Genomic DNA, 26,334 nt, shown 5'->3' on the forward strand with positions numbered 1-26,334 from the left:
CACAGCAACAATACAACCAAAAACTTTCAGAAAATCAAGGTGTGACAAGATTTTTAATATCTTTATATGTTTGTAAACCGGCAACTAATACAGGTGATTGAGCTCTCAAATCCAAGGCTTTGCCGTCCAGACTTTCCACCTTGAGTCCGAGAGTTTCCGCCAAAATTTTCCCCGGAGCGTAATCCCACGGCTGCAGGAAAGACAGATAACCATTTTCTTTGCCAAGAATCACTTCCTTGAAGGCAATCCCCGCACATCCGGTCATCCTTACTGCTAAGGCTTGTGCCGCAATATCTTTTGTACCAAAACTGTTGGCCACAAACATATTCGTGTTCACATTGATAATCCCATCCGACAAAGATTGTTTTTTGACTGTAGTGATTTTTCGGTCGTTGATATGAACACCGATAGAATGACCACCCCACAGCAGCTCGTCCCGCATGACTTCATAAATGAATCCCAGACGACCGATTCCATTTTCATAAACCGCCAGCATGATACAAAAATGATCTTGTTGTTTAACAAAATTCAATGTGCCGTCAATGGGATCAATCACCCAAACCCGTCCGGAAAAATCCTTTACTGGTTCACTGATGCCTTCTTCGCCTAAAATTTTTTCATCAGGATAAAACTGCTGAATCTTTTGGACAAAAAAAGCTTCCACTTCCTTATCCACATTTGTCACCACATCTGCTGCACTGGTTTTTTGTTCCACAATAAGGGGAGATCTTAACCTTTCCTTGATCAGTGCACTTGCTTCATAAATCCATCCTTTAACATTTTCTACCATCTCCAATGTCATCTTAAGCCCTCCTTCACATTTTGATTTTCCCAGTGTCCTTCTGTTTGGCTGCTTGGATGACACGATATAAGGAATAACCTGAGACCTTTTCAAACTCCCGTCCCAATATTTTTTCTTCGCCAATGCTAGGTACAACTTCTTTAAATTTATGATAAGCCGCTTTCACCAGCTCCACATCCACTCCATCTTCATACGCTTCTTCCACTTTCGTCCAAAGATTCATGACTGTCACCAGCTCTTCATGAGACCACTGGTCATTAAGCGGATAATAATATTTCTCCATTTTCTGCTCCTTTCATTCCCTTTATCAAACACCTGCAACTCAGAAGAATCGCAGAACATAGACCGAATAATCTGTTTAATTTTTCCCGTTTATTTTTGGTTCTCTATCAGGAAAATGAATAATAAACTTCGTGCCGATTTCTTTTTCACTTTCAACTTGTATTTCTCCATGATGAAGTTTTACCAACTGCTGGACAATAGAAAGACCCAAACCAGATTCTCCGAAGGCTGTATTTTTTCTGGAAGCATCTACTTTATAATATCGTTCCCAAATATTGTTCAGCTCTTCCTCTGACATGCCCATCCCGGTGTCCTCAATCGTCACAATGGTTTCTTTGTATCCTTTTTCCAATGTCAACGTAATCAAACCGTCTTTGGTAAACTGAATAGCATTTTGAGTGATGTTAAATAAAATTTGAATAAAACGGTCATAATCGGCATAAACGAAAACATCTTCCGCACTGACCAATTTTAACGTGTTCCCCGCTTCTTCAGCTTTTTGAGTTAATTGCGTCACAAGTCCACGAGCTGCTTCCGTTGCGTTGAACCTTTGAATGACCATGCTGATTTGATTGTTCAATATTTTTTCGTAATCCAAATTCTCATTCACTAGGCGAATCAACCGGTTGGTTTCTTTTCGCATCAGCTCAATGGATTTTTCTTCCTGATCCTCCGGTATTGCCTTGTAGGCGATGCCTTCCAGCAAGCCGTTGATCGTAGTTAAAGGTGTGCGCATCTCATGGGCAGCATCTGCCATGAATTGACGACGGCGTTCCTCTTGTCTCTGGATTTCTTCTTCGTATTGTTTTAATGCTTCAGCCATTTTATTAAAATCTTCAGCCAATTCATCAAGCTCATCGTTGCCTTTTGTTTCGATGGTCACATCGAAGTTCCCATGGGAGATTTCCTTGGTAGCTTTTTTCATCCGATTGATTCGGTTGACTTGAAATTGTGCCAAGACATAGCTGAACACTAAGGCAACCAAGCTGGAAATCAAAAACCCTCTAAATAAGTTTTCCGTGATGGCATCGGTATTTTCCTTCACCACACTGACCGGCTGGGAAACGGCAAGCACTCCGATAAATTCTTTATACGTTGGGTACTCTGCCAGACTTGTAATCAACGGGTAAAAAATAACCGCATACTCCTGCTCTTTATTATTAAACGTTTGTGACTTGGTTCCGGACAAACTTTTACCGCTTTTTAGTTTTTTCCAGTCTCCTTTCGAGAGGAAATCTTCTGAAATCTTGTAGCCGGCACTGTCTGGCGGGTAGACCAGTTTCTTGTCCGGCTGAAAAACCATAATCGTGACCCCTTGATCTGTCAAAAAATTTTCCAATGTGTAAATATTGGCAAGCAGCTTGTCAGGGGACAAATCACTAGTTTTCACGATACTCTCCGCGTACGAAAGCATCTGGTCATAATGATTGTTGAGTATGGTCTGTTTGGTTAAAGAGCTAAACGACAAGCCCACAACGACCATGATAGTCAAAATGATTGCCCAAAAAGCAATCATCTGCTGAAATAAGTATTTCATTTGATTTCTACTCCCGAGTCATCAAATTTATAGCCGATTCCCCAAACTGTTTGAATCACTTGGGGACCAACTTTTTCAATTTTCTGACGCAGCTTTTTGATATGAGCATCCACGGTCCGTTCATCACCGAAATATTGATAATCCCAGACTAATTCCAGTAATTTTTCCCGGGAAAAGACTTGACGGGGTTTTTTTGCCAGTGTGTAAAGCAAATCAAATTCTTTTGGTGTCAATCCCTCAATCAACCGCTCATCAATGTAAGCTTCGCGTGTTTTGGTGTTCATTTTGAAGTGTTTGGTCTCAACATCAAATGAGGACGTCTCATCCGAGCTGCCTTGCCCCTCTTCTCCTACAAGTTCGGCACGACGGTGCAGAGCTTTCATTCTGGCAATCAGAGTCAGCGGACTAAATGGTTTGGTCACATAATCATCTGCGCCCAGCTCTAATCCGATGACTTGATCGCTTTCAGAGTCTCTAGCAGTCAGCATGATGATCGGCACGACACTGGATACTTTGCGTATCTCCCGGCAGACCGTCACGCCGTCCATGGTCGGCAGATTCAAATCCAAGGTGATCATATCCCAAGCTTCAGGCTCTGCCAGAAAAGCATCCAATCCTTCTTTGCCGTCATATTTAAACGTCGGATCCCAATTTTCATTTAAAAAAAACATCTGCATCATTTCTGAAACTGATTCATTGTCTTCAATCATTAATATTTTCAACATGCTCACAACCTTTATTCTGCTTATTGTCCTTATACACTCCAATTATACTATAAGATTTTAGTAAACTCTAAATCTTCACACTATTTTCATGAAAGAGTTGGAAAGTAGCTCCGTACTCATTCTTATTGAAAATATCCCTGTCAATCCACTCTCAAAAAGAAAAAAATCTGCCAATCAGAAAAGACTTCTTTCCGATTGACAGGTCTTGTGATCATCTTCTATCTAGTTTACGTATCCGTTAAATATTTTAATAAATCGTTGATTTTCATAACTATCGTTACTCTTGAAATCAAACAACCATTTGCCGTCTTTTTTCTTCATCACTAGAAATTGATCGTCTCTAGGTTCACCAATGTCTGCTTGTGCATAGACTTCATCGAACTTATTAAACGCATACTCTTCTGCTTTGGTGGGATCATAATCATTGTTAGCATTATATTCTTTTTTAATCTCATAAAAATCAGACGAAACCACATCACTGTTGATTCCTTTGAAATCAATTTTGACCATGGCCACGTCTCCGTAATATGTCTCTAATGACACAGTTAATTCGCCACGCTCGGCTTGCTGTTTAACATATTCAGCGTAAGCTTCATCCAACTCTTCATTACTCGGACGATAGTTGTAAAATATAAAATCTTTGATGTTATTGTTAAATTCCCTTTTTATGATATCAGTAACTTCCTGTTGATCCGTTCCGATCAATTCCTCATAGTCTTCGTTTTCTTTTTGATAAAATGCAGATTCAATAAATATTTTTGCTGCATCTTCAGCTTTTTCCATCTCTTTTTTAGTTTTTTCATAATTGCTAGGATCTAAGTCAACTTCAAGCACTTCATCCTTCTCAACTCCATTTAAAGACACACTTAATGTGTATTTCTTATCTTTTTCAATTTCAAACGGAACTAGACCAGTCTTTGATTTGTCGGCAGATAGTTCCCCTTCAATGATTTTCACATCGCTGCTGTAATCTAGATTAAAGGGTTCAATCACTGCATCGTCGCCTTTCTCAGTCAAACTGAATTGTCCCGAATAAAGATACAAGCTTTCTGACAATTTATTGGTTACCTTTAAATCCACCATTAAATAGTCATGATTTTCATCCGATTCTGCCGGCTTAAAGAAATAGGCATCCTCAACCGATACTTCTCCGGTTTTGCCCTTGCTTTTCCCTTTTCCATCACTGTTTCCGCTACCACAACCCACCAACGTCAATAACCCTATCAAACTTATAAGCGCCAGTCTTTTTTTCATTTTTTTCCTCCTTTATAATTAAACTGTATCATTCACATCTTTCAAATCGTCTATATCTATTTCTTTTTCTTCATCGCCAGTATGTTCTTCAACAGCTTTTTCTACAAAAAATCCCGTAATCAAATCACTGAACTGTTTGTCATTAATCACAAAGCCAGCATCATTGAGTGTTAACTTTAATTGAAAAATTTCTTCTCCCTTAGTTACAGGTATAGCCAAACTGTCCCGTTCAAAAGCTAGCCAATACAAATAATAATTAATATATTGACTGAATTTCTGTACCTCGCTGTCGTGAGTTTTACCCTCTAACAATTCTTCCAGTCCAACCGTTTCACGAATCAAGGTCAATGTAGTCACGATATCTTTATTGGCAATCCCTTTGGAAGTAAATGAAACGATTGCTTCTTTCCCTTTGATTTTTACCCCTTCGATTTTAAAGTCTTTTATTTCCGGGATAATATTATAAATTTGTGTCAACTTAAAATTTTCCAGTACATCTGCCGGCAGCAGTTTGGTTCTGGAATTATGAACAAGCATCCAGTCTTCTTCCGGTTCATATTCCGTCACCTTTTCAGTAACGAATGTATCAATAACGTCTTCCACAAAATAATCATATTTTTTCTTGCCAACAGACTTGAAGCTATAGGTATCTCTTTTTATGACAGCGTTCAAAACTTTTTCTGCAGCTGCAAGTGCTTCTTTTTCTAAATCTTTTTCCTTTTCGGATGTTGAAGATGATGTTTTCTTTTCGACTTTTTGGGACACTGACTCTGATGTTTTCTTTTCAGCATCTTTTCTACTAGAATAACAGCCCGTTAATGAACAACAAACAACCAAAATCCCTAACATTTTGATAAAATTCATATTTGCCTCCTTTTTTGCAAGAAATCCCTCAGATTATCAGATTACTAGTTTCGTTTTGTAAAGTCAACATATCATAGGCATTTTGTTGGCTTTCCTTCCCTATTCAAGTGTTTTTTTACTTAGCTCTCAAATATTCGCTAAATTCTTCTAGCTGCCACGATTCAACTCATCAACTTTTTATCATTTCTTGTAAAATAACTATGATGACAAAAAAACAAATTATCAAAGCCGACAAAAATTATTTGTCAAAGGATCCTTTGTTCCACAGCTTAAAACAATTGCACTAAACATATAGAAGATTGGCCAAAGTTACCTATATATGTGAAACACTAGTTTGTAGAAATATTATCTGGTATGATAGTCAATGACTATTTTATCTCAAGAGGAGAATTTGAATGAACACAGTTAAAGCTTTAGCTTTTTTTGATCTTGACGGGACCTTATTGGACAATCGCTCTCAAATAACACCTGAAATCGTCACTGCTTTATCACAAATGAAAAAAAACGGGGTCATCCCTGTGATTGCTACTGGACGCACAAATACAGAAATCCAAGCTTTTCTAGACAAAACGATTATTTCTTCCAGCATCACTATGAACGGACAATATGCAATGGTGGAAAATCATGAGGTGGTCAATGATAAAATACCTGTGGAAACCACCCACAAACTTTTCTTGCAAACACAAGAATTAGGACAGGAGCTTGGCTTTTATACCCACCAAGGAATAAAAATCTCTGCTCAAACCAAGATGGTGGAAAAATGTTATCAATACATTCATCAGCCAGTCCCACCGGTCAATTCAGAGGATATTTTACAAACCAGCTATAATATGCTTTTAGTGATCGGCGATGAACACGATGCACTCTATCACGAAGCCTTTCCTGAGCTGACTTTTTACCGCAACGGGCCCTATTCCATCGATACAGTCACTAAAAATAAGTCGAAAGGCAGTGCTGTTAAAGAAATCCTTGACTATCTGGGCGGAAAAAATATTCCTACGTTTGGTTTTGGTGACGGCCCCAATGACATAGAACTGTTACAAGCATGCGATTATAAAATCGCCATGGGGAATGGCATTGACCAACTGAAAGAAATGGCCACATACATTACCGCAAAAAATACCGAAGGCGGCATCGTTCAAGCTTTAAAGCATTATGATTTGATCTGATAAATTCAAAGCCCCGATTTTTTATTTTTACTCTTTTTGTGATATAATAATCAAGGATAGAAATTAGGGGGCGTTCTGGATTCGACAGGCATAGTTTGAGCTTGAGTTGCGTTCTGTAGGTTACGTCTACATTAAAACGTTACAGTTAAATATAACTGCAAACAATAATAACAACAATTTCGCTTTAGCTGCCTAAAAACAGTTAGCGAAGATCCTTCCGGCATCACCCATGTGCTCGGGTCAGGGTCTCAAACTCAGTGGGTTACGTTACTTGACTTCCGTCTGCAGTCAGTAAAAGAGACCATCAGACTAGCATAATAAAACGCCTGACTTGCGGCAGTTTATTGTGCGAATCTTCAATAGCATGTCTATGAGCGTAGAAACTTAGGTGGCGATATGTTTGGACAGGGGTTCAATTCCCCTCGCCTCCATCAAAAAAACTTGCTGAAAACATTGTATTGACGGTGTTTTGGTAAGTTTTTTCTTTTTTGAGGCTTAAAAAAAACTGAACCATAAGTCTCAAAAACAGTAAAAAGGAACAAAATCATAAAAAGATTTCGTTCCTTTTTTATTGAATGAAGACTTACGGGTCAGCTTCTTTTGCATTCTTAATCGTTAAAATTTTCAACTTTAGATTTAATGGTTATTTTAGCAAACTCACGATACTTTGAATTTGCAGAATAATACTATTTCCTACTATTCCTTCTTTTGAAATAAGTAGACCCGCTGATTATTGCCTGCAAACATCCAAATTAATGATCTAACCCTTGGTAATCAAAATATTCGAAATCACCGTATATATTATCCTTTTTATCCATATCATGAACAGCAATCCCAACAAAATTTCCCGTAAAACCGCCTGATAAATATCTGATATCTTGTGTATCCAGTACCTGTTTCCATGATTCCATCTCTGTTTCCTTGTATTCAAATTGTACTTGTATTCCAGATGCCTTGACTCTTAACCAAGTTTTTTCTTTGTCTAAAGGAATTATGTCTTCATACAAATAATATTCCCCATTCTCACTCTTTATCAACCTGAGAGTCTTCCCAAGTTTCTCATCATAAGTCACATAAATATATAAGTAATTCAAATCATTCAGATACAACATTAATCCTGCCATTTGATTATATGTTTCCGGTGAAAACTCCACTGCGGTTTCAGCTATAAAATAAAAATCTTTTTGACGAATAGCCAACAAATGCTGTTCAAAGAGCGATTGTATCGACTCTCCCGAATGAATACGCAAAAATCCCGGTCGGCTTTTAAAATCACACCAATCTTCTGTAGGCATAATACGTAAGGCATTCCATTCCTTTTGTAAGCCTCTATTAAAGTTATCATAAAAATTGGTACTTATTTGTTGTTTAATAGGTTCTTTCGTCATGATTCTTGTTTCGTGAGAAGGTCCATTGCCACCATCTTTTAATTTGAGCCAGCCATCTGATGTCCAAAAAACTTCTTGAATAGCTGTTTCTCGACCTAAAACTGCATATTTTCCATCAATCGGCCGAGTACAAAGATATACCATAAACCAATCGTTGTCTTTTGTTTGTACCAAGCTGCCATGTCCTGAACATTGAAGGACAGAATCAGGCTTATCGCTAGCAGTTAACATCGGATAATCAGGATCCAATTCATAAGGGCCCGTTATGGAACGAGATCGGCAAATCGTTACAGAGTGATCAGAACCTGTTCCCCCTTCAGCTGTCACTAAATAATACCAGCCTTGATGCTTATAGATATGGGGTGCCTCTGTTTTAGCCAATTCGGTCCCATCAAATATTTTATACACTTCTCCTATTAATTCATTATTCACTTTATCAAACTCTTGAAGTACAATACCTGCTGATTTGTTTCCTGTTTGAAGTCTGTAATCCCATATTTCTGCTAGCAGCCAAGAACGCCCATCTTCATCATGAAAAAGTGAAGGATCGAAGCCGCAGCTCGTCAAATAAATAGGGTCTGACCATGGCCCTCTAATATCCGCAGACTTCATCAAATAATTATGACAATCTTTGAACGGTCGGCGAGTTGATTTTACATCAGTATATAGTAAATAAAATTCTCCATTAAAATAACTGATTTGCGGTGCCCAAATACTACCATTTAAGGGGTTCCCTCTCAAATCAACTTGGTCTGTCAATATATCCGTACAATGTTCCCAATTGACAAGATTTTTGGACTGATAAACCCTTACCCCAGGCAACCACTCAAAAGATGACACAATAATATAGTATACATCTCCAACCCTTAATATATTAGGGTCCGGATTAAATCCTCTCAAAATAGGATTAGTAATCTTTGTCTCAAACACCTATTTTCACCTCTTTGTTAAGATAATTTCGATAAACCATGTATCCACTCGCAACAAAAAACAAAAATGCCAAAGGATAAGCAATCAGTTGTGTCCCCAATAACAAAACAACTCCGGTCAAAGCATAAAGGATTGCAGCTGCGGTCAAAAATTTGTCTCTCAAGGAAAAAATGAGTGCTAATGTTAGTAATAAAAGTGATATAAACAGTGATATACCGAAATAACCAGTTAACTGGCGCATCATTTCAAATGTTTCTCGCATTGAATTTCCTGTTATTCTAGCCATATCAGCACCAATGCTTTTTTCAAATTCTGGAAAAGTCAATTGATAAAACGTGACGGATATTCCACCAAAGAAAATAAGTGATAAGACGCCACCAGTTATCCCAAAAATCATATCCCATTTATGTTTCATTTTTATCCACCTCTATAATTTATCCATTGCTCTCTTCTTGGTATGTTTTTATAGTAATTTTCAGTTTCTAAATAAACTACCGTTTTCCTGTTCTCTTTATTTTCCCAATCATTCCAGCCGCTTTCAGTAATATGTTTGCCCATCCAGCATTTTTCAAAATGAGTCTTGGCATATGGACGCCACGGTCGACCTAAGTAGACCGCATTTACATCTTTTTCAGCGCTTAAATAACAACCATAAAAATATAGACCTTTTTCTTGTTGCATAGGTGTCGAAGCTGCCGTAATATAACCTCCACCTGAACCATCACGACGACTGCGTAATTCACAATTGAAAAAACTGGCTTCAGCTCCTCCAAATATAAAATCTATGCTACCTTCTATTAAACAATCATGATACGCTTGTACACAGTATTCAAAATTTTGCTTTAATTGAGGTGTCAAAAATTTGCTGCCATCTTTTTGATATTTAGGAAGAGGGCCCACACAAAGAGTATCCTGATAACCAGACAAGGTACAATTTCTAACTTCAATTTGATGACCATGATTGAATAATGCCACTGCTTGTCCTACTAACTTCCCTGGTCCAGCATTGTTACGAATAACCAAATTTTTTAAGAGCACCTGTTTGCCTTCTAAAAAAAATGTTGCGGTCCTAAAAGTTGTCAAAAACCTGCCCTGTTCATCTCGTTGTTTGGCATACTTATCTCCAATGATCTCGACTTGTCCAAGACCGATGATTGTTACATTGGACAAATAACAGTGAACATTTTCATTATAAATTCCGGATAAAATAAATATCTTCTTAGGCATATCTTCTGGAAGTTTCTCTAAATATTCTAATCCAGATTGAATCGTTTCAAAGTCACAGTACCATTCTTTTCCAATAATAATCTCACTTTTCTTCACAACGACTATGCTCCTCTAAAAAATTAAGCCAGTGATAACGCATCTCGGCTGTTTCAAAATGTCCGCCGGTCAAGCTTAAACCGGAAAAACTGGTTGCAGCGCCAGCTAACTTATATTGCTCGCGTAAAAATCCGTTCAACATTAAGACTCCTGAATTTAGACTCATCGTATCGCGTCTGCCACTCAGACTCATGCGTGCACGTGGAATAATTAATTCTTGAATCTCTTTGGTGCTAAAGTGTTTTAGTAATGAAGGGACATAATAATAGTAGCCGTGATGATCCAATCTTCTTGCTTCCATTAATGTCTCTAAATTAACTTGCGCACACAAATCAACACATACTTTGATACGCTCGTCTAGTGCTGCTAACCACCAACTAATTAAACCGCCCATAGACATACCGATCGTGACCAAAGAGGATAGATCCATGTCATTACGACTCTCCAAATAGTCTATTAGACCGATACAATCATACAACCGCATGCCCCACAGCGTTCTTCCTGTCAGCAAAAATTCTTTGAAAAGCTCGCTTTCCTGAACTCCCGCCCGTTCCTCGAATCCCCAAGCATCGATTGCCCAAACAGCGAAACCTCTCTCAGTCAGCTCTTTGGCAAAACTTTTATTAAAAAGATAAGCTGCACCATCAACTAATTCACTCTTCCCAACTTCAAAATCTCCTCCGTGGGAGTGTTGATATAAAACAACGGGATACGGTTTTTTTGATTTTTGAAGTGGGAGACAACAAATGGCAGGCACTGTTTCTATCCCGTTAATCGTCAGCATGTATCGTTCAAGTCGAAAATTATCAATCTGCTCTGTTGAAATTATTGTTCCTTCTAATACACCTGGACAAGAACGTTCTCCTAAAAGAGAAAATAATTTACTTCTCATTGTAATTGATCAGCTCTTCTTTTTTTTCTGTATTATAAGAACGGCACTCAGAAAATTCTATGGACTCTGTATGTTCTAGTGAAAAAGCGGCACCTTTGTGATTTTCGATCGAAACATGATCAAACACAATATCCTTAGAAAAACCGATAAAAAATCCCCGCTGACTCATGTCTTCTATACCCGTCATCATCGCAGGCTTACCTGGAATAGCGTCTTGAGCCATAGAAATATCCACTTGACTAAAGGAAATGTCGCTTGCATAAAGTTCCGCTAAACCATAAATAAAACCAGCGGATGCATGAACATTCCGAGCGGTAACATTCATAAAATGGATCCGTCGAAAACTAGGTGTGCGGTCATCAATTGGATAAGGTGTCTTATCCCAAACGTAAGGTTCTTTCCCTCGAGGACCACAGAAATAATATAAATTAATGATGAATGGACACATGACATTATCCATCACAATATTACTAACACGAATATCTTCTACGATACCTCCACGACCTCGCCGTGACTTCAAACGAATACCGCGATCCGTATCCTGGAAAACACAGTTAGAAATCACTACGTTACGAACACTGCCACTCATTTCACTACCAATAACAACTCCACCATGTCCATGAACCATTGTGCAATTAGTGATGGCTATATTTTCGCAAGACACTCGTTCTGGTGTCCCTTCTGTTCCGGCTTTTATTGCAATGCAGTCATCTCCCACATCGATATGACAGTTGCTGATCCGGACATTTTTACATGATTCCGGATTTATGCCATCCGTGTTCGGAGAATCTGCTGGATTCAGTATCGCCACGTTATCGACTGTTACATTTTCACAGAGAATTGGATTAATCGTCCAACTAGGTGAGTCAAACAAGCGAATATCACGGATCGTGATTCTTTGACACTCGTGAAAGCTGATCAGCTTAGGACGTGGGTAGGCTAATTTCTCGCTATCATTTCGGAAAATGTGCCACCATTTAGCTCCGTGGCCATTTATAATACCAAAGCCGGTTACAGCAATATTCTCTGCGTTTTCTGCATAAAGGCAAGACGCGTAAACTTTGCGATGCACTCCTTCCCATCGCGAAGAAACGACTGGATAATCCTTTTGATCATCCGAAAAGTTCAATATAGCACCAGATAAAAGATGCAGTTCAACATTGCTTTTCAAAAACAGGGCACCAGTCAAATAGTCTCCTGCTGGTATAACAACTCTGCCACCACCATTTTCGTGGGCTTTATCGATCACCTCTTGCAATTCTTTTGTTTGAATATTTTTGTTTCTCTTTACTCCATAATCAGTAACTAAATAATCCATCTTTACACCTCTAATATTCCTTCCGCTTCAATTAAAGCTTGTAAAAAGGCTCCTAATCCTTTTTGATCATTACATATAATTGGCTCACTTATATAATAGGTATAAGAACCATCTCTCTTTTCTGCTCCGCCAAGCCCTGCTACTTGACATGTTTTGTTCAAGTTTACCCAGCCTGAATCCGTAAGCAAGACAAATTCGTCTAACAATCCTTTATATGACTTCTCCATTTGATTCAACCATTTTTCTTTATCTAAAACACCTAAACGAATGCCCTTAGCCATCGCATAAACAAACATGCTGCTGCCAGACGCTTCTAAATAATTACCTTTTCGGTTTGGTTGATTGGTTACTTGATACCACGTTCCGCTTTCAGGGTCCTGATATTTCAGTAAACCTTCCAATGTTTCGTTAATAACTTCTCTCAGCACTGTTAATTCTGTCTCCGTATCTTTCAAGAGTTCATAGGTATCAACGGCTGCCATCAAGTACCACCCTATTGATCGGCTCCAAAAATTATGTGAATGTCCTGTCTCAGGATCGGCCCAGGGCTGAACTTTCTTTTCATCATAGGCATGGATCAACAAATTTGTTTCAGGATCAAACAATCTCTTATAGCTAATAGCAAATTGATGGACAACATCATCATACATTGCTGGTTCCCCAAAGTTTAGAGCATATTCCGCATAAAATGGTGCACCCATATACAATCCATCCAACCAAATTTGATGTGGATAAATGTTCTTATGCCAAAAAACTCCTTCGGTTGTACGCGGATGATTTTTTATCTGAGAATATAATAAATCCGCTGCTTTTTTATATTTTGCTTCTCCGGTTTCTTGATACAGTACAAAAAGTAATTTCCCTGTATTTATATTATCAATATTATAAGATTCTAAATTATAGCGGTCGATTTCCCCATCATCCTGCACAAAACAATCCATGTTTTTTTTAATAAAATTGAAATATTTTTCTTCTTTTGTTTTTTCCCATAAAAGTTGAAATCCTTTTAAGATAACACCATAATCGTAAGTCCACTTACCGTTATAACCTTTATCTTGGGAAAGTATCGGCGTTCGTTCCATAATAGAAGACGCTGTTTTTTCTGACCAATTCTGTTGATTTAGCATATAAACTCTCCTTTTGTTTTTAAAAGCCTGACTAATCATTTTCAATTAGCCAGGCTTCTTCGTTGACAGTTAAAACATCATCCATAAAAATAATTATTTGGCTTTTTTATAAGCTTCTTCATATTCAGCTTTGATTTTCTCTCCGCCTTGAGCATTCCATTCTTTCACTGCTTTTTTAAAGCCAGCCTCATCTGTTTGTCCCATAATATATTGAACTGTCGCGTCAACAATCAATTTTTCAATTTCTGTACCAACTTCATTATTTGTCGCTGAGTCTAATGGGATAGTTGGATTTAATACAGCAAATTTTTCGTTTTCTTTTACCAACTCATTGGCTTCTTGTTTTTTTGGATCCGCATCAATAAGTTGATAAGCAACTTCACTTGGTCTAGAACTTGCAAATGGCTGAACATCTTGTTGCCACAAATCATTATCGATAATATTGAATACGCCATTTTCATCTAACTCATAGTGTGTTCCTTCGATTCCGCCAGTCATAGCGTAGTACATTTCTTCATCAATCAAGTTATCCACAAATTGCAATAATTGTTTTAAATGTTCTTCATCTTTTACTACAGACTTAGGAAATGCAAGCAAGCCGCCTACACCACTACCTTCAGACCACACATGGAAATCACCGCCATCTTTCGCTGCAATTTTATTCACAGGAACTAATTCCATGTCGTCCTGAATGCCTTTTGCCAAGTTTTTCAAGTTTTTGATATCGATCATACCAGTATATATACCTGTTTTTCCTTGTGCGAATTGCTGCTGTTGATCAGTTTTTTGAGTAACCGCAAAATCTTGTGCCAGATAACCATTTTTATACAAATCTCTAGAAAAATTCAGTGCCTTCATATATTCTTCTGTTTCAAATTCAGGAATAAATTTTCCTGCCTCGTCTACCTTCCAACCATTTGGTGCACCAAAATAAGTAGTAAATAATTTAAAACTCGTATATTTAATATCTGTTGGGGCACGGTCTCCAAAACCTACTGTGTCATCTTTACCGTTTCCATCTGGATCATTTTCGGTAAACTGTTTTGCAACTTCATATAATTCATCCATTGTCGTCGGAACTTCTAAGCCCAAATTATCTAGCCAATCTTTACGAATAACTAGGCCTGGACGAGCTAAGTCTTTCTGGAAAGGAACACCGTAAAGTTTCCCCTCAACACTTGCTGCTTCAATTCTATCTTCTGAAATTTCACTTAAATTCTTATAATCTTTTAAATAGTCTGATACTTCCCAGAACATACCGCTTTTCAGAGCATTTCTAACTGAGGAATTTTGCATAATTGTTATCGTCACAATATCGGCTAATTCATCAGATGCTAACGCTGTAGTTAAACGTTCTTCCTTAGAGGCATCTGGAATCCAATTGAACGTTAGTTTAGTATTTGTATAATCCTCAATTTTTGAGTGCACCACATCGGTTGGTGGAGAAGCAGTGTGCAATATGTTCATCCAAGTAATCTCTAGAGGTCCGTCCCCATCCTTACTTGCATCAGCTTTTTTATCTCCACCACACCCTGATAAGAGCATTAATCCAACTAGCCCTACACTAGCCATTTTTAAAAACATTCTTCTTTTCATTAAATTTCTCCTTTACTATTTGATAATTTGTTTTATATTCTGCATCTTCTGACTCTTCAAGCTCTATTCGACAAAACACTTGATTTGCTGTCCATGTCAAACAGAATATCAGAAAACTAGAGCCAAAAAATGTCAAAATTCCCGGAAAAAAACTAATGGCTAAAAAGTAGAGAATTCCTAAAATGGTAAACAGCACTAATGTGTACTGTAAATAAGAAAAACCAAACAGAAAAGCCATTTTGATTTTAAAGAAAAATCCTTGCCATTCATAGTGAGCTAATATTGGAAATATAAATGCAAGAGAAATTAAATACACAGCACAAACAATATACACTACCACACGAAAATACCAGTTTTGTATATAAAGTAGATCTATAGTGATGACATAACCTACAATAATATAAAACCAACTGACCAACATTGATTCAATGAAGGCTTCTTTTAAAAAAAACATATAACTTCTTGTTATCGAAAAGCTCGCTTCTGATCTCTGCCACTTTCTAATAACAGAAGTTACCGCATAAGTGGCCGGACCAATTGTCACTAGCCCTAAGCCCAAAAGAGTCGTCAATAACCATAAAAAATTTAAATAGGCTAGCTGTAGAACTTTTAGTAATACTCTGTTTAATTTCTCTGCCCTTAGTAACACTGGTTATCCTCCTCTGGTTTAATAAACCCCGTCTTCTCCCATTCTTTTTGCGAGTTTATTGGCTCCAATTACCATGACCAAGCCGACCACTCCCTTAAACATTCCCATTGCAGTACTAAAACTTAGTTGCCCCTGTTTCAATCCAGCAGAATAAATATAAGTATCAAAAATCTCTGCTACATTACGGTTTAACGAATTTAACAACAAATACATGTGCTCGAATCCTAAATCCAGAGTACTGCCAATTTTCAAAATCAACAATGTAATAATTACAGGCCGAATCGCCGGAAGCGTCACATGCCAAGTTTTTCTTAATCGATTTGCTCCATCCATATCAGCTGCTTCATATAACTGGGTATCAACTGCAGTAATTGCAGAGAGATAAATAATCGTTGACCAGCCTAACTCCCGCCATATAACCTGTCCGATATAAACTATTCTTGTCCAATCAGGTGACGTTAAAAAACTTATTTTTTCTTTTCCAATGGAAGCTAAAAACTCGTTGATGACACCACCATCTACATTCAAGAAAACATAGGTGATTGAAACAATGATAACCCATGACATGAAATGAGGAATATAAATTAATGTTTGAACACCTGTTTTTAAATATTTGTTTTTTACTTCATTCAGCATTAACGATAGTATGATAGGTAAGGGGAAAAACACAAATATATTTAGAGCAAATAAAACTAACGTGTTTCTTAATAATGTGAAAAAAGTCGGTTCTGTAAACAAACGTATAAAATGCTTCAGACCTACCCACGGACTTCCAAAAATCCCTAGATATGGTTGATAATCTTGAAAGGCTATAACTAATCCTCCCATTGGTAAATATTTAAAAATAATAAAGTATAACATTCCTGGTAAAATCATCAAATAAAGCAACTTGTTCTGGCGAATCCCAGCGATGATTTTCTTTTTCCTTTTTATTTTTTCTGTCTTCATTAACTTCTTTGAAATGTCATAGACCTTGGACGAAGTCTCCTCCATAGCTTTTCCTCCTTTAAATTAAGTGATGACTCTTCCGCAACAACTTGCCTTTATGATACCTAATCCTAATAGGTTACGTATATGGTCATTTATCCTTCTGCAAAGTAAACCCTTTCATATTAAGGTTTGTGATAATTAAAACAAAAGAAAAGATACTCTTTTAAACAAATGATTATCGGAAATTTTTCTCTCTAAAAAAAAAATTACTTCTATATAATTTTGAACCTAATATAGTCAATAGATGATTATAGACGTAACGAAAAGCACATGCTACATTGGAAATACAAGAACGTACAATCTAAAAGGAGGAAAAAAATGAAAAAAGTAACAGTGAAAAATAATTGGGGTTCAAAGACATTTAATATTATGAACAATACTTTATTAATACTGATTGCATTAATTTGTATCGTTCCCTTTATCAACATTATTGCCACTTCGTTTGCCACTACACAAGAAGTCGTCTCAAAAAAATTTATTTTATTTCCAACAACATTTTCTCTTGATGCTTACCGCTATATCCTATCAACTCCTACTCTTTTCAAAGCAATGGGTGTATCTATAGGTGTTACAGGTATAGGAACCTTAGTCAGCATGATCATTACTTCATTGATGGCATATGGTCTTTCTCGTAAGTATCTATATGGTCGCAATATTTTTAATTTTATTGTGGTCTTTTCCATGCTGTTTAGTGGTGGTATGATTCCAACTTTTCTAGTCGTAAAATCACTTGGATTGATCAATTCTTACTGGTCTATGATTTTGCCAGTTTGTGTAAACGCAATGAATATGATTATCATGCGTAACTTTTTCCAAGCATTACCAGACAGTCTGGAAGAATCAGCAAAAATGGATGGCTGCACAGATATTGGGGTTTTCCTAAAAATAATGCTTCCCCTTGCTCTACCATCTATTGCAACTATTTCTTTATTCTATGCCGTGACTTATTGGAATACATATATGAATGCTATTTTATATATTAACGATTCTGCTAAATGGCCTATTCAGGTTCTGTTGCGTCAAATCGTTATTGTTTCAAGTGGAATGCAAGCAGAAAATAGCGTAGTAGACATCATTCCTCCTGCTCAAACAATTAAAATGGCCGTTATTGTCATTGCAACTGTACCAATGCTTATCGCTTACCCATTCGTTCAAAAATATTTTGTAAAAGGGGCATTAGTTGGTTCAGTCAAAGGGTAACATTTTAAAAGCAGTCTTCTCTAAATTAATGAGAGGACTGCTTTTTCTATACCAATAATCGATTTTTTTCAATATATCTTTGAATAGAGTTGATCAATAACCTTGGATATTTCGTCGATTGCAAATCAACAAAATGCTATGAGACAAGCAAAACTGCTCCTATTTTCTCAACAAATAGAAAAGCAGCAAAAATACTCTTAAGACTACAGGTCAAGAGAGTTATTAAACATTTTCAGCCTTTAGACAAGTTGTTTCACTCCATGTCACTTAAAATACCTAATAGTTCCACACACCACTCGAACAAACAATGAAAGTCTGCAAAAGTTTTACTATCCGATCGATCATTCATGCCTCTAATTTCTCTCCCTATAAACACTATTTCCAATTTCTAAATTTTTATTCTTTTTGCGGTATTCACCCGGTGTGATTGACATCTTCTTCTTAAAAAATCTAATGAAATTTTGAGGGTTTTTATACTGTAATTTTTCAGCAATTTCTTTAACCGTCATATCCGTTTCTTTCAGCCATTTTTTTGCAATTGATAGGCGGTAATTTTGTATATAATCACCTAAATTTTCCCCGCTCTCTTTTTTAAATACGCTGCTAAGATAATTCGGATTATAATGAAGTTTTTCCGCAATGTTTTCTAATGATAGATCTTGATCAAATTCTGTCTGTATGAGGTGTATAATACTATCAGAAATAGATTTAAATTCTAATTCTGCCCTTTCTTGAGGATTGTTACTAATCGGTTCTATTAATTTTTTTAGTAATACTTCTTTGATTTCTTTCGCATTATAGCTAGTCAAGACCTTCAAATAGACTTGTTTGACATCTTCAAAATCCTTGGCATCAGCTCCCATTAAGAGTCCTAACTGAACTAATTCATTGATTAATCTCGTAAAAGAAACTTCTAATCCGGTCATATTTTGATTCAAACGAAAAATTTCATCAACTAAACGATTCAGGTGCCGATTCGTTTCCTCACTTCCAGAACGTATGGCATCGAACAACTGATTTTGCCGCTCTAAAGGATACTTAATAAGAGTTTTTTTACTTGATGAAGGAACTATGTCTTTATAAAAGATAATTGAATTTGGTCCCGTATTATGACGATAGTAAACAGCTTCTTTAGCAAAATCTAACGCTTTTTTACTTTCTAGCAAATCAAAAAAGTTGGCGCTGATTCCTGCACTAATAGATAGTTTTAAATATTTTTCAACACCTGCTTGAACCTCTTCAAAATAGCGCGTGACCTTTTTACTCGCTTCAGTGTCTTCTTTCTCCATAACAAAAACTGTTGCCTGCATCTCATCATTCAAAACTATCGGTAACATGCGTTTCTCTTCAGGAACTATTTCAGAAACAATATTATTAATAGCTAACAATAGTAATTCTCGCTCTCCTCCATGCTGCTCGTCTAAATCATCTATTTGAATAATTCCAATGTAAAATCGCTTATCCTCGAAATGGTAGCCAAATTGAGACAATCTTTGATTGACTTCATTTTTCATTACGCTATTTCTGAATAAACTTAAAATAAAAAGTGTCTCCAATTGTGGTTTTTGTGAGATTAGACTTGCACTTAAATATTCATTTTGATTGACTAAAGTCGTAACAGAGTAGGCCACCATGTCTAACTCGTCACCCTTAAAACCTTGTGGCAAAAAATTTAAATCTTGTTGAAGCTGTCGTATTGGTGCCATAAATCTTTTCGCGAAAAAATAAGCAATGACTCCAATGAAAATGATTAGCACTCCCGAAGCACTAATAAGTCCCAAACGTAAATAGCGAGTAGCATGCACTGTCCCTTCACTATTCAGGGTCATGGCATAAACCCAATTATTATAATCAGATTTTAAAAATATCATTTTAGATTGACTATTTTCTTCTATGACTAGTGGGTCTCTTTCTAATTTCTTATCATACTCTGCTACTACCTCTGGTGATATTTTATTTTTTTCATTTTCAAAAAGGACTTCGTGTTGGCCAAAAATGGAAATATAATCACCACTTTGATTATCAATCAATTTTTTTAGACTCTGCTGGCTGATCTGAGCACGTCCTATAGCACATTTCTCTTTTGAAAACATTGGTAAAGAGATAGTCATTTCAATATTATCCTCTTCACGTGACCAAAACAAACTTGTCTCAGCACGAGAATATTTATCTTTGAGAAGATCAATTTGTCCATCAGAAAGTTGAATCAAAGAGCCCTTGATAATTCCCCACCCTCCAGCCAGACTAATCAAATCGTAAGTGCTTTCATCCATAACCATCATTTCAATATATTTAAGTTCCGTATTGATATCCCGATAAACTTCAAAATCTGCTGAAGTCAAACGATTGCTGAATATCTCATTAAAAGAGCTGGTCGAACCGTATGCAGTAAAAGCATATTCAATCGTTCTGACTTTCTTTTCGACATTATTTTTGACTTGCTGTAAATATTCAGCTTTGTTTGAAATGTAATTTGCTTCAATTGAGTCAAATGTATTTCGATAAATATATAGACTAAACCCAGTCACTAACACAACTCCGAGTACAAAAAAAGGAACAAATATTTTATAAAACATTGAATGTTTTTTCACACTTCCACCCCTCCAGTGCTTTTGATCCACGATCTAACCAAGAGAAAATTTATCATAATAAATGCATACACCCATTCATTAGAATAGCATAACAAATCATAAAAACCAACTACTCATCCCAATAATGTTAGCGTGTGCATTTATTATATCGCATAGCAATTGACATTTAAAGCATTTTATAATAGAATTTTGTTAACGTTAACAAAATTATAACAAGAACTAAAAGGAGTCGTTCCATATGGTGACTATTAAAGACATCGCTAAACTAGCTGGTGTCTCGCATACAACTGTTTCTCGCGCTCTAAATCATAGTCCTCTGATTAAATTAGAGACTCGAGAAAAAATTCTAGCTCTTGCAGAGAGCTTAAACTATAGCCCAAATATCAACGCTAAGAGTTTAGTGTATCAAAGAAATTTTATTATTGGTCTTTTTTTTTCAAGCTTAGAACAAGGAACAAGTTCTAGTTTTCTAATCGAAGCCATAAAAGGAATTCATGAAATTTTGGATGAAAACTATACATTAGCAGTTAAAGGAATCGATGAGATAAAAAACCCTGAGCAGACAAATTTCCAAAGGTTCGATGGCATCATTATTATGAGCCAAAGCACTGGAGATGAAGTTTTTATCCAATCCATAAAAAGCAAAAAAATCCCATTAGTCGTTTTAAATCGACAATTGAATGATAAGGAAATTGTCAATGTTATCACCAATGAATCAGAAAGTGTTGCCAAAATGATCGATTATGCCATTACACAGGGACATAGAAAAATCGGCTATATTGGTGGCATGTCGACATTTCATTCCGCAGATGAACGGAAAAAGGGATTGATTCGCAGTTTAGAACAACATCAAATACCTGTTCATGAAGAGTTCTTATATACCGGAGACTATAGTCCTGAAAGCGGCTATCATGAAATGAAAAAAATACTGGCAATGAAAGAATTGCCTACTCTGGTTTTTTGCGGTAATGATGATATGGCTATCGGAGCAATGAAAGCTATCCGTGAAAAAAAACTCCATATCCCAATGGACATATCTTTAATTGGTTTTGATGACATTTCGTTTGTCAATTATTTAGATCCGCCATTAACAACTATCCATAAACCTATCCGTGAAATCAGCCGTAAAGGACTTGAGTTGCTTCTGCAACTTATTGACAATGAAAAAAATGAATCATCAGTTAAAGAAGTTGTTATCGAATCATCTTTGGTTATACGATCATCAGTAAGAAATATTACAGAAACTTAAGAGGTTTCTGTTTTATATAAAAATGTTCACGTGTGCATAAGCGTGTTGAAAGGAATTTAATCATGAAAAAACTTACAAATCAACTACTCAATCAAAGAACTCCCCAGCCGATAAAAGTACTTCAATTTGGCGAAGGCAATTTTATGCGTGCTTTTGTAGATTGGCAAATACAACAGATGAATAAGCAAGGTTTCTTTAATGGAAACGTTGCGGTAGTACAACCAATTCGGCAAGGCCTTAGTAAAATGCTCAACGAACAAGATAACCTTTACACGGTTCTTCTTGAAGGCATTCTCAACGGTGAAGTGGTAGAGTCAAGTGAAATCATCACGGTCATTGACGAAACAGTAGATCCTTACGAAAATTGGGAACGTTACTTAGAACTTGCAGCTATCCCTGAACTCGAAGTCATTGTCTCAAACACTACTGAAGCAGGTATACAGTACCATGAGGAAGGCAGATTGACAGATCGTCCCCCACAAAGTTTTCCTGCTAAATTGACGGTTTTTCTTTACAAAAGATTTCAAAGTGGACAAAAAGGACTAACTATTATCCCTTGTGAATTAATTGATCGTAATGGTGAAAAACTTAAAGAAATTATTGAAACATATGCAAGCGATTGGCAGTTAGGGAAAAAGTTCCAGACTTGGTTACTAAATGAAAATATTTTTTGCTGTAGCTTAGTCGATCGAATCGTCCCAGGCTATCCTCGTGAAACGGCAAAAGAATTACAAGAAAAACTAGGATATGAAGATAACCTAATGGTAAAGGCAGAGCCGTTTATGCTTTGGGTCATAGAAGGACCTGAATCTGTCAAGGGAACTTTCCCACTTGCTCAAGCCGGTCTAAACGTTATTGTGACTGACGATATGACACCCTATCGCGAGCGAAAAGTTCATTTGCTCAATGGTCCCCATACTGCAATGGTTCCACTAGGTTTATTAGCAAATATAGAAACAGTTGAAGATATCATGAAAGATCTTGATTTTCGTCCCTTTATCGATTGTTTGATGGAAGATGAATTAATCCCGACGTTAGAATTACCTCAGAATGAATTGAAAATATACGCCGACCAAATCAAAGAGCGTTTTTTAAATCCTTTCGTTCATCATGAATTATCTTCTATTGCGTTAAACAGTGTCTCAAAGTTTAAAACAAGATTACTACCTGCATTTGTTAAGTTTATCGATAATAAGAAAATGTTGCCACCTTATATCACAGCTTCATTGTCAGGATTAATTCTCAGTTATCGCGGCGATAAAATAACTCCACAAGATGAAGCTGAAATTTTAACAATATTTGCTGATGCTTGGAAAAATCCCGACAGCGCTGTCGAAAAAATACTTTCAAATCAACAATTATGGGAACAAGATTTAACTTCAATCGAGGGGTTAGTAGATAAGGTAGTAGAAATGATTGAAACAATTGAAACAAAAGGTTCTCGGACCTTGATTCAAAAAATTAACCAAGGAGTTTAAAAACATGAATGAATCTCATACAAAAGTAAGCTATACAAAATTAAATCCAAGAGACAATGTGGCAGTTGCTCTAAAAGAAATACCTGCAGAAACCGTGCTTGAAATCGATGGAGAGGCTTTGACAATCCAAGAACTTATTCCCCGTGGGCACAAGTTTTCTTTGATAGCTTTAGATGAAAATGAAGATGTTATCAAGTATGGTTATCCGATTGGTCACACCACTACTTCTGTCCCAAAAGGACATTGGCTTCATACACATAATGTTAAAACTAATTTAGACGGAGAGTTGGCCTATACGTATGATCCTGATATTCATCAAGTCATGTATGAAAATCGTCATCTGACTTTCAAAGGCTATAAGAGAAAAAATGGGAAATCCGGGATTCGTAATGATCTGTTTATTGTCCCAACAGTTGGCTGTGTGAACGGCATGGCTGAAATCATGATCAAAAAGTTTAAAGAAAAACACCCTGATTTAGGCGGCTTCGACAATATTACCATTTTAAAACATCCTTATGGTTGCTCCCAGTTGGGTAATGACCACAGCAACACACGAGAAATCTTAATTGATGCGGTACAACATCCTAATGCTGGCGGTGTTCTTGTTTTTGGCTTAGGTTGTGAAAATAATACGGTAAAAGAGTTTGAAGAAAAAATGGGTAATTACGATTCAGAACGGGTCAAGTTTTTAGTAGCGCAAGAAGTCTACAATGAAGTGGAGCAAGGCTTGCTTCTATTAGACGAGCTTTATGAGGCTGCAAAAAATGATCAAAGAGAAGATATTCCCCTTTCAGAATTAAATGTTGGTTTAAAATGTGGTGGCTCTGATGGTTTTTCCGGCATTACTGCCAATCCTTTGTTAGGCGCCTTTTCTGATTTTCTGATTTCACAAGGAGGCTCAACGATTCTTACAGAAGTACCCGAAATGTTTGGGGCTGAACAAATGTTGATGTCACGTGCTGAAAACGAAGAAGTATTTGAAGACATTGTCCATCTAATAAACGACTTTAAACATTATTTTCTATCTTTTGGAGAACCTGTTTATGAAAATCCTTCTCCTGGAAACAAGGACGGTGGGATTACAACACTCGAAGATAAGTCCTTAGGATGTACTCAAAAGGCCGGAACAGCTGTCGTTGTCGATGTCCTAAAATATGGCGAGAAATTGCGTAAGAAAGGACTAAGTCTACTGCAAGCACCAGGGAATGACTTAGTTGCCTCTTCTGCACTCGCTTCATCTGATTGTCAACTCGTCCTCTTCACAACTGGAAGAGGTACTCCATTTGGTTCTTATGTTCCTACACTAAAAGTTGCCACTAACAATGATATCTTCCAGCGGAAAACACATTGGATGGATTTCAATGCTGGCCGTCTATTAAACGACTCAATGGAAAATGTTTTAGAAGAATTTATCCAAAAAATCATTTCAGTTGCCAGCGGTGAAACTACTCGCAACGAAGATAATGAGGTCCGAGAGTTAGCCATTTTTAAAACTGGAGTTACTTTATAAGAAGTATAAGAACTGTTTTTTTAGGCTCTTTTCATTACAATGAAACTTAGAAAGAAGGAAAAAAATGTTTTTAAACAATGATTTTTTATTATCAACTGACTGTGCAAAGAAGCTTTATCATAACCACGCTGCTAAAATGCCAATTATTGACTATCACTGCCATCTAGATCCAAAAGAAATTTATGAGAACAAAAACTTTAAAAACATCACTGAAGCATGGCTTGGAGGAGATCACTACAAATGGCGTTTGATGCGCGCTTGCGGTGTTCCAGAAGAACAGATTACAGGCACAGCATCTGACTACGAGAAATTTCTCGCTTGGTGTCAGACGGTTCCTAAAATAATTGGAAACCCCCTCTACGCTTGGACGCATTTAGAATTGAAACGATTTTTTGATGTAGGTCTCATGGTCAATGAACAAAATGCACCAACAATCTGGAAAATAGTTAATGAAAAATTAGGCAACCAAAGCTTTTCCCGTCGTGAGATCATCAAAAATTCACAGGTTAAAGTTATTTGTACAACGGATGATCCAAGCGATGACCTTGCGTATCATCAGCAACTAGCCAATGAGGAAACAGCTTTTAAAGTATTACCAACCTTTAGGCCTGACAAAGCACTAAATATCGACAAAGACGGGTTTACAGAATGGATACAACAGTTAGCAGCTTCTGTTGATAGACCAATCACCACATACAAGGAACTGATAGAGAGCCTGAAAAATCGCATAGACTTCTTTCATAAGATGGGATGCCGTTTGTCTGATCACGCACTGGATGTCTTGACCTATACGGAAGCTGATGAGTCCATGCTTGAAGCTGTTTTCCAAAAGGGGTTACGTAAAGAAACTTTGAATGAAGAGGAAATCTCAGCTTACCGGACAGAAACTCTGGTTCGACTTATTCAAAGTTATCACGAACATCATTGGACGATGCAGCTACATATCCACGCTTATCGAAATTGTAATCAAAAAATGTTTCAAAAGTTAGGACCTGACACAGGCTACGATAGTACAAATGATCTATCCATCACAATTCCTTTACAAAAGTTATTGGATCGCTGTGAAAGTACCGATCAACTGCCAAAAACCATCCTATACTCTTTAAATCCAAATGATTTTCCTGTTCTAGTCACCCTGATGGGATGTTATCAAAAAGATGTGCCAGGAAAACTCCAACTTGGATCAGGCTGGTGGTACAATGATACTCGTTCCTGCATGCGTTCTCAACTAACTTACTTTGCTGACGGTAGTTGTTTATCCAACTTCGTAGGTATGTTGACAGATTCACGTAGTTTTCTTTCTTACACCCGACATGAATACTTTAGACGTGTCTTGTGTGAATTTATTGGCGAAATGGTGGAACGGGGCGAGGCACCTGCTGATGAAAAAATACTCGGAGAAATGGTCGAAAACATCAGCTATAACAACGCAGCTGAGTATTTTGGTTTTTAGACTGTAG

Annotated in this window: 22 protein-coding genes and 1 other RNA gene; 7 read left to right on the forward strand and 16 right to left on the reverse strand. The window is 36.9% G+C overall.

Annotation, left to right across the window (positions count from 1 at the left end; translation table 11 throughout):
- Positions 1-34 precede the first annotated feature (34 nt).
- The 6 genes from AC4PHI_RS11760 to AC4PHI_RS11785 form a co-directional block, all read right to left on the reverse strand.
- Positions 35-802 (reverse strand): inositol monophosphatase family protein, encoded by a 768-nt coding sequence (locus AC4PHI_RS11760; RefSeq protein WP_492200023.1) that lies wholly within the window; start codon positions 800-802, stop codon positions 35-37.
- A 13-nt stretch (positions 803-815) separates the two neighbouring features.
- Positions 816-1,085, reverse strand: a complete 270-nt coding sequence (locus tag AC4PHI_RS11765) for a UPF0223 family protein (protein ID WP_492200024.1) — start codon at positions 1,083-1,085, stop codon at positions 816-818.
- A 75-nt stretch (positions 1,086-1,160) separates the two neighbouring features.
- Positions 1,161-2,621: an ATP-binding protein gene (locus tag AC4PHI_RS11770; protein ID WP_492200025.1), complete on the reverse strand. Its 1,461-nt coding sequence runs from the start codon at positions 2,619-2,621 to the stop codon at positions 1,161-1,163.
- On the reverse strand, positions 2,618-3,343 hold the full coding sequence (locus tag AC4PHI_RS11775) for a winged helix-turn-helix domain-containing protein (RefSeq protein WP_492201593.1): 726 nt from the start codon (positions 3,341-3,343) through the stop codon (positions 2,618-2,620). The genes AC4PHI_RS11770 and AC4PHI_RS11775 overlap by 4 nt, the downstream gene beginning before the upstream one ends.
- Before the next feature lie 225 nt (positions 3,344-3,568).
- Complete coding sequence (locus AC4PHI_RS11780; protein WP_492200026.1) at positions 3,569-4,600, reverse strand: DUF5105 domain-containing protein; 1,032 nt, start codon at positions 4,598-4,600, stop codon at positions 3,569-3,571.
- 18 nt (positions 4,601-4,618) lie between these two features.
- The gene (locus AC4PHI_RS11785) at positions 4,619-5,464 is read right to left on the reverse strand and encodes a hypothetical protein (RefSeq protein ID WP_492200027.1); all 846 of its coding nucleotides are present in this window, start codon (positions 5,462-5,464) and stop codon (positions 4,619-4,621) included.
- A gap of 395 nt (positions 5,465-5,859) precedes the next feature.
- Here AC4PHI_RS11785 and AC4PHI_RS11790 point away from each other — a divergent pair, with 395 nt between their 5' ends.
- Both AC4PHI_RS11790 and ssrA read left to right on the forward strand, forming a co-directional pair.
- Entirely contained in the window at positions 5,860-6,633 is a 774-nt protein-coding gene (locus AC4PHI_RS11790) for a Cof-type HAD-IIB family hydrolase (RefSeq protein ID WP_492200028.1), read from the forward strand.
- Between the two features lie 66 nt (positions 6,634-6,699).
- Positions 6,700-7,067, forward strand: a transfer-messenger RNA (tmRNA) gene (ssrA, locus tag AC4PHI_RS11795).
- A 318-nt stretch (positions 7,068-7,385) separates the two neighbouring features.
- Here the strand turns inward: ssrA and AC4PHI_RS11800 are convergent.
- From AC4PHI_RS11800 to AC4PHI_RS11840, 9 genes are all read right to left on the reverse strand, one after another.
- Complete coding sequence (locus AC4PHI_RS11800; protein WP_492200029.1) at positions 7,386-8,951, reverse strand: glycoside hydrolase family 43 protein; 1,566 nt, start codon at positions 8,949-8,951, stop codon at positions 7,386-7,388.
- The gene (locus tag AC4PHI_RS11805) at positions 8,944-9,366 is read right to left on the reverse strand and encodes a DUF4064 domain-containing protein (protein WP_492200030.1); all 423 of its coding nucleotides are present in this window, start codon (positions 9,364-9,366) and stop codon (positions 8,944-8,946) included. The genes AC4PHI_RS11800 and AC4PHI_RS11805 overlap by 8 nt, the downstream gene beginning before the upstream one ends.
- 2 nt (positions 9,367-9,368) lie before the next feature.
- Entirely contained in the window at positions 9,369-10,274 is a 906-nt protein-coding gene (locus AC4PHI_RS11810; RefSeq protein ID WP_492200031.1) for a pectinesterase family protein, read from the reverse strand.
- A complete protein-coding gene (locus AC4PHI_RS11815) occupies positions 10,261-11,166 on the reverse strand; it encodes an alpha/beta hydrolase family protein (protein WP_492200032.1) in 906 nt (301 codons plus the stop codon). Before AC4PHI_RS11815 ends, AC4PHI_RS11810 begins: the two co-directional genes overlap by 14 nt.
- On the reverse strand, positions 11,156-12,484 hold the full coding sequence (locus AC4PHI_RS11820) for a glycoside hydrolase family 28 protein (RefSeq protein ID WP_492200033.1): 1,329 nt from the start codon (positions 12,482-12,484) through the stop codon (positions 11,156-11,158). Before AC4PHI_RS11820 ends, AC4PHI_RS11815 begins: the two co-directional genes overlap by 11 nt.
- A gap of 2 nt (positions 12,485-12,486) precedes the next feature.
- Complete coding sequence (locus AC4PHI_RS11825) at positions 12,487-13,611, reverse strand: glycoside hydrolase family 88/105 protein (protein ID WP_492200034.1); 1,125 nt, start codon at positions 13,609-13,611, stop codon at positions 12,487-12,489.
- Between the two features lie 93 nt (positions 13,612-13,704).
- Positions 13,705-15,156, reverse strand: a complete 1,452-nt coding sequence (locus AC4PHI_RS11830; RefSeq protein WP_492201594.1) for an extracellular solute-binding protein — start codon at positions 15,154-15,156, stop codon at positions 13,705-13,707.
- A gap of 19 nt (positions 15,157-15,175) precedes the next feature.
- On the reverse strand, positions 15,176-15,856 hold the full coding sequence (locus AC4PHI_RS11835) for a YesL family protein (protein WP_492200035.1): 681 nt from the start codon (positions 15,854-15,856) through the stop codon (positions 15,176-15,178).
- A gap of 18 nt (positions 15,857-15,874) precedes the next feature.
- The gene (locus tag AC4PHI_RS11840) at positions 15,875-16,849 is read right to left on the reverse strand and encodes an ABC transporter permease (protein ID WP_492200036.1); all 975 of its coding nucleotides are present in this window, start codon (positions 16,847-16,849) and stop codon (positions 15,875-15,877) included.
- A 366-nt stretch (positions 16,850-17,215) separates the two neighbouring features.
- Between AC4PHI_RS11840 and AC4PHI_RS11845 the strand changes: the two genes are divergently transcribed.
- Positions 17,216-18,046: a carbohydrate ABC transporter permease gene (locus tag AC4PHI_RS11845; RefSeq protein WP_492201595.1), complete on the forward strand. Its 831-nt coding sequence runs from the start codon at positions 17,216-17,218 to the stop codon at positions 18,044-18,046.
- Positions 18,047-18,399: 353 nt separating this feature from the next.
- Here the strand turns inward: AC4PHI_RS11845 and AC4PHI_RS11850 are convergent, their stop codons facing one another.
- Positions 18,400-20,637, reverse strand: coding sequence for a helix-turn-helix domain-containing protein (locus AC4PHI_RS11850; RefSeq protein ID WP_492200037.1), 2,238 nt, complete (start codon positions 20,635-20,637; stop codon positions 18,400-18,402).
- Positions 20,638-20,875: 238 nt separating this feature from the next.
- Between AC4PHI_RS11850 and AC4PHI_RS11855 the strand changes: the two genes are divergently transcribed.
- From AC4PHI_RS11855 to uxaC, 4 genes are all read left to right on the forward strand, one after another.
- A complete protein-coding gene (locus AC4PHI_RS11855) occupies positions 20,876-21,886 on the forward strand; it encodes a LacI family DNA-binding transcriptional regulator (protein WP_492200038.1) in 1,011 nt (336 codons plus the stop codon).
- 62 nt (positions 21,887-21,948) lie between these two features.
- Positions 21,949-23,364, forward strand: a complete 1,416-nt coding sequence (locus tag AC4PHI_RS11860) for a tagaturonate reductase (RefSeq protein WP_492200039.1) — start codon at positions 21,949-21,951, stop codon at positions 23,362-23,364.
- 4 nt (positions 23,365-23,368) lie between these two features.
- Positions 23,369-24,874, forward strand: a complete 1,506-nt coding sequence (locus tag AC4PHI_RS11865) for a UxaA family hydrolase (protein ID WP_492200040.1) — start codon at positions 23,369-23,371, stop codon at positions 24,872-24,874.
- Between the two features lie 64 nt (positions 24,875-24,938).
- Positions 24,939-26,327, forward strand: coding sequence for a glucuronate isomerase (gene uxaC, locus AC4PHI_RS11870; RefSeq protein ID WP_492200041.1), 1,389 nt, complete (start codon positions 24,939-24,941; stop codon positions 26,325-26,327).
- Positions 26,328-26,334 lie beyond the last annotated feature (7 nt).

The organism is Vagococcus sp. QWL-13, assembly GCF_058683555.1.

What these genes read in the sequence shown, in the direction of transcription:
- AC4PHI_RS11770 (WP_492200025.1), bottom strand. Translation starts at nt 2,621, where the DNA reads ATGAAATACTTATTTCAGCAGATGATTGCTTTTTGGGCAATCATTTTG.
- AC4PHI_RS11820 (WP_492200033.1), bottom strand. Translation starts at nt 12,484, where the DNA reads ATGGATTATTTAGTTACTGATTATGGAGTAAAGAGAAACAAAAATATT.
- AC4PHI_RS11805 (WP_492200030.1), bottom strand. Translation starts at nt 9,366, where the DNA reads ATGAAACATAAATGGGATATGATTTTTGGGATAACTGGTGGCGTCTTA.
- AC4PHI_RS11765 (WP_492200024.1), bottom strand. Translation starts at nt 1,085, where the DNA reads ATGGAGAAATATTATTATCCGCTTAATGACCAGTGGTCTCATGAAGAG.
- AC4PHI_RS11865 (WP_492200040.1), top strand. Translation starts at nt 23,369, where the DNA reads ATGAATGAATCTCATACAAAAGTAAGCTATACAAAATTAAATCCAAGA.
- AC4PHI_RS11830 (WP_492201594.1), bottom strand. Translation starts at nt 15,156, where the DNA reads ATGCTCTTATCAGGGTGTGGTGGAGATAAAAAAGCTGATGCAAGTAAG.
- AC4PHI_RS11840 (WP_492200036.1), bottom strand. Translation starts at nt 16,849, where the DNA reads ATGGAGGAGACTTCGTCCAAGGTCTATGACATTTCAAAGAAGTTAATG.
- AC4PHI_RS11780 (WP_492200026.1), bottom strand. Translation starts at nt 4,600, where the DNA reads ATGAAAAAAAGACTGGCGCTTATAAGTTTGATAGGGTTATTGACGTTG.
- AC4PHI_RS11760 (WP_492200023.1), bottom strand. Translation starts at nt 802, where the DNA reads ATGACATTGGAGATGGTAGAAAATGTTAAAGGATGGATTTATGAAGCA.
- AC4PHI_RS11825 (WP_492200034.1), bottom strand. Translation starts at nt 13,611, where the DNA reads ATGCTAAATCAACAGAATTGGTCAGAAAAAACAGCGTCTTCTATTATG.
- uxaC (WP_492200041.1), top strand. Translation starts at nt 24,939, where the DNA reads ATGTTTTTAAACAATGATTTTTTATTATCAACTGACTGTGCAAAGAAG.
- AC4PHI_RS11860 (WP_492200039.1), top strand. Translation starts at nt 21,949, where the DNA reads ATGAAAAAACTTACAAATCAACTACTCAATCAAAGAACTCCCCAGCCG.
- AC4PHI_RS11790 (WP_492200028.1), top strand. Translation starts at nt 5,860, where the DNA reads ATGAACACAGTTAAAGCTTTAGCTTTTTTTGATCTTGACGGGACCTTA.
- AC4PHI_RS11785 (WP_492200027.1), bottom strand. Translation starts at nt 5,464, where the DNA reads ATGAATTTTATCAAAATGTTAGGGATTTTGGTTGTTTGTTGTTCATTA.
- AC4PHI_RS11815 (WP_492200032.1), bottom strand. Translation starts at nt 11,166, where the DNA reads ATGAGAAGTAAATTATTTTCTCTTTTAGGAGAACGTTCTTGTCCAGGT.
- AC4PHI_RS11845 (WP_492201595.1), top strand. Translation starts at nt 17,216, where the DNA reads ATGAACAATACTTTATTAATACTGATTGCATTAATTTGTATCGTTCCC.
- AC4PHI_RS11855 (WP_492200038.1), top strand. Translation starts at nt 20,876, where the DNA reads ATGGTGACTATTAAAGACATCGCTAAACTAGCTGGTGTCTCGCATACA.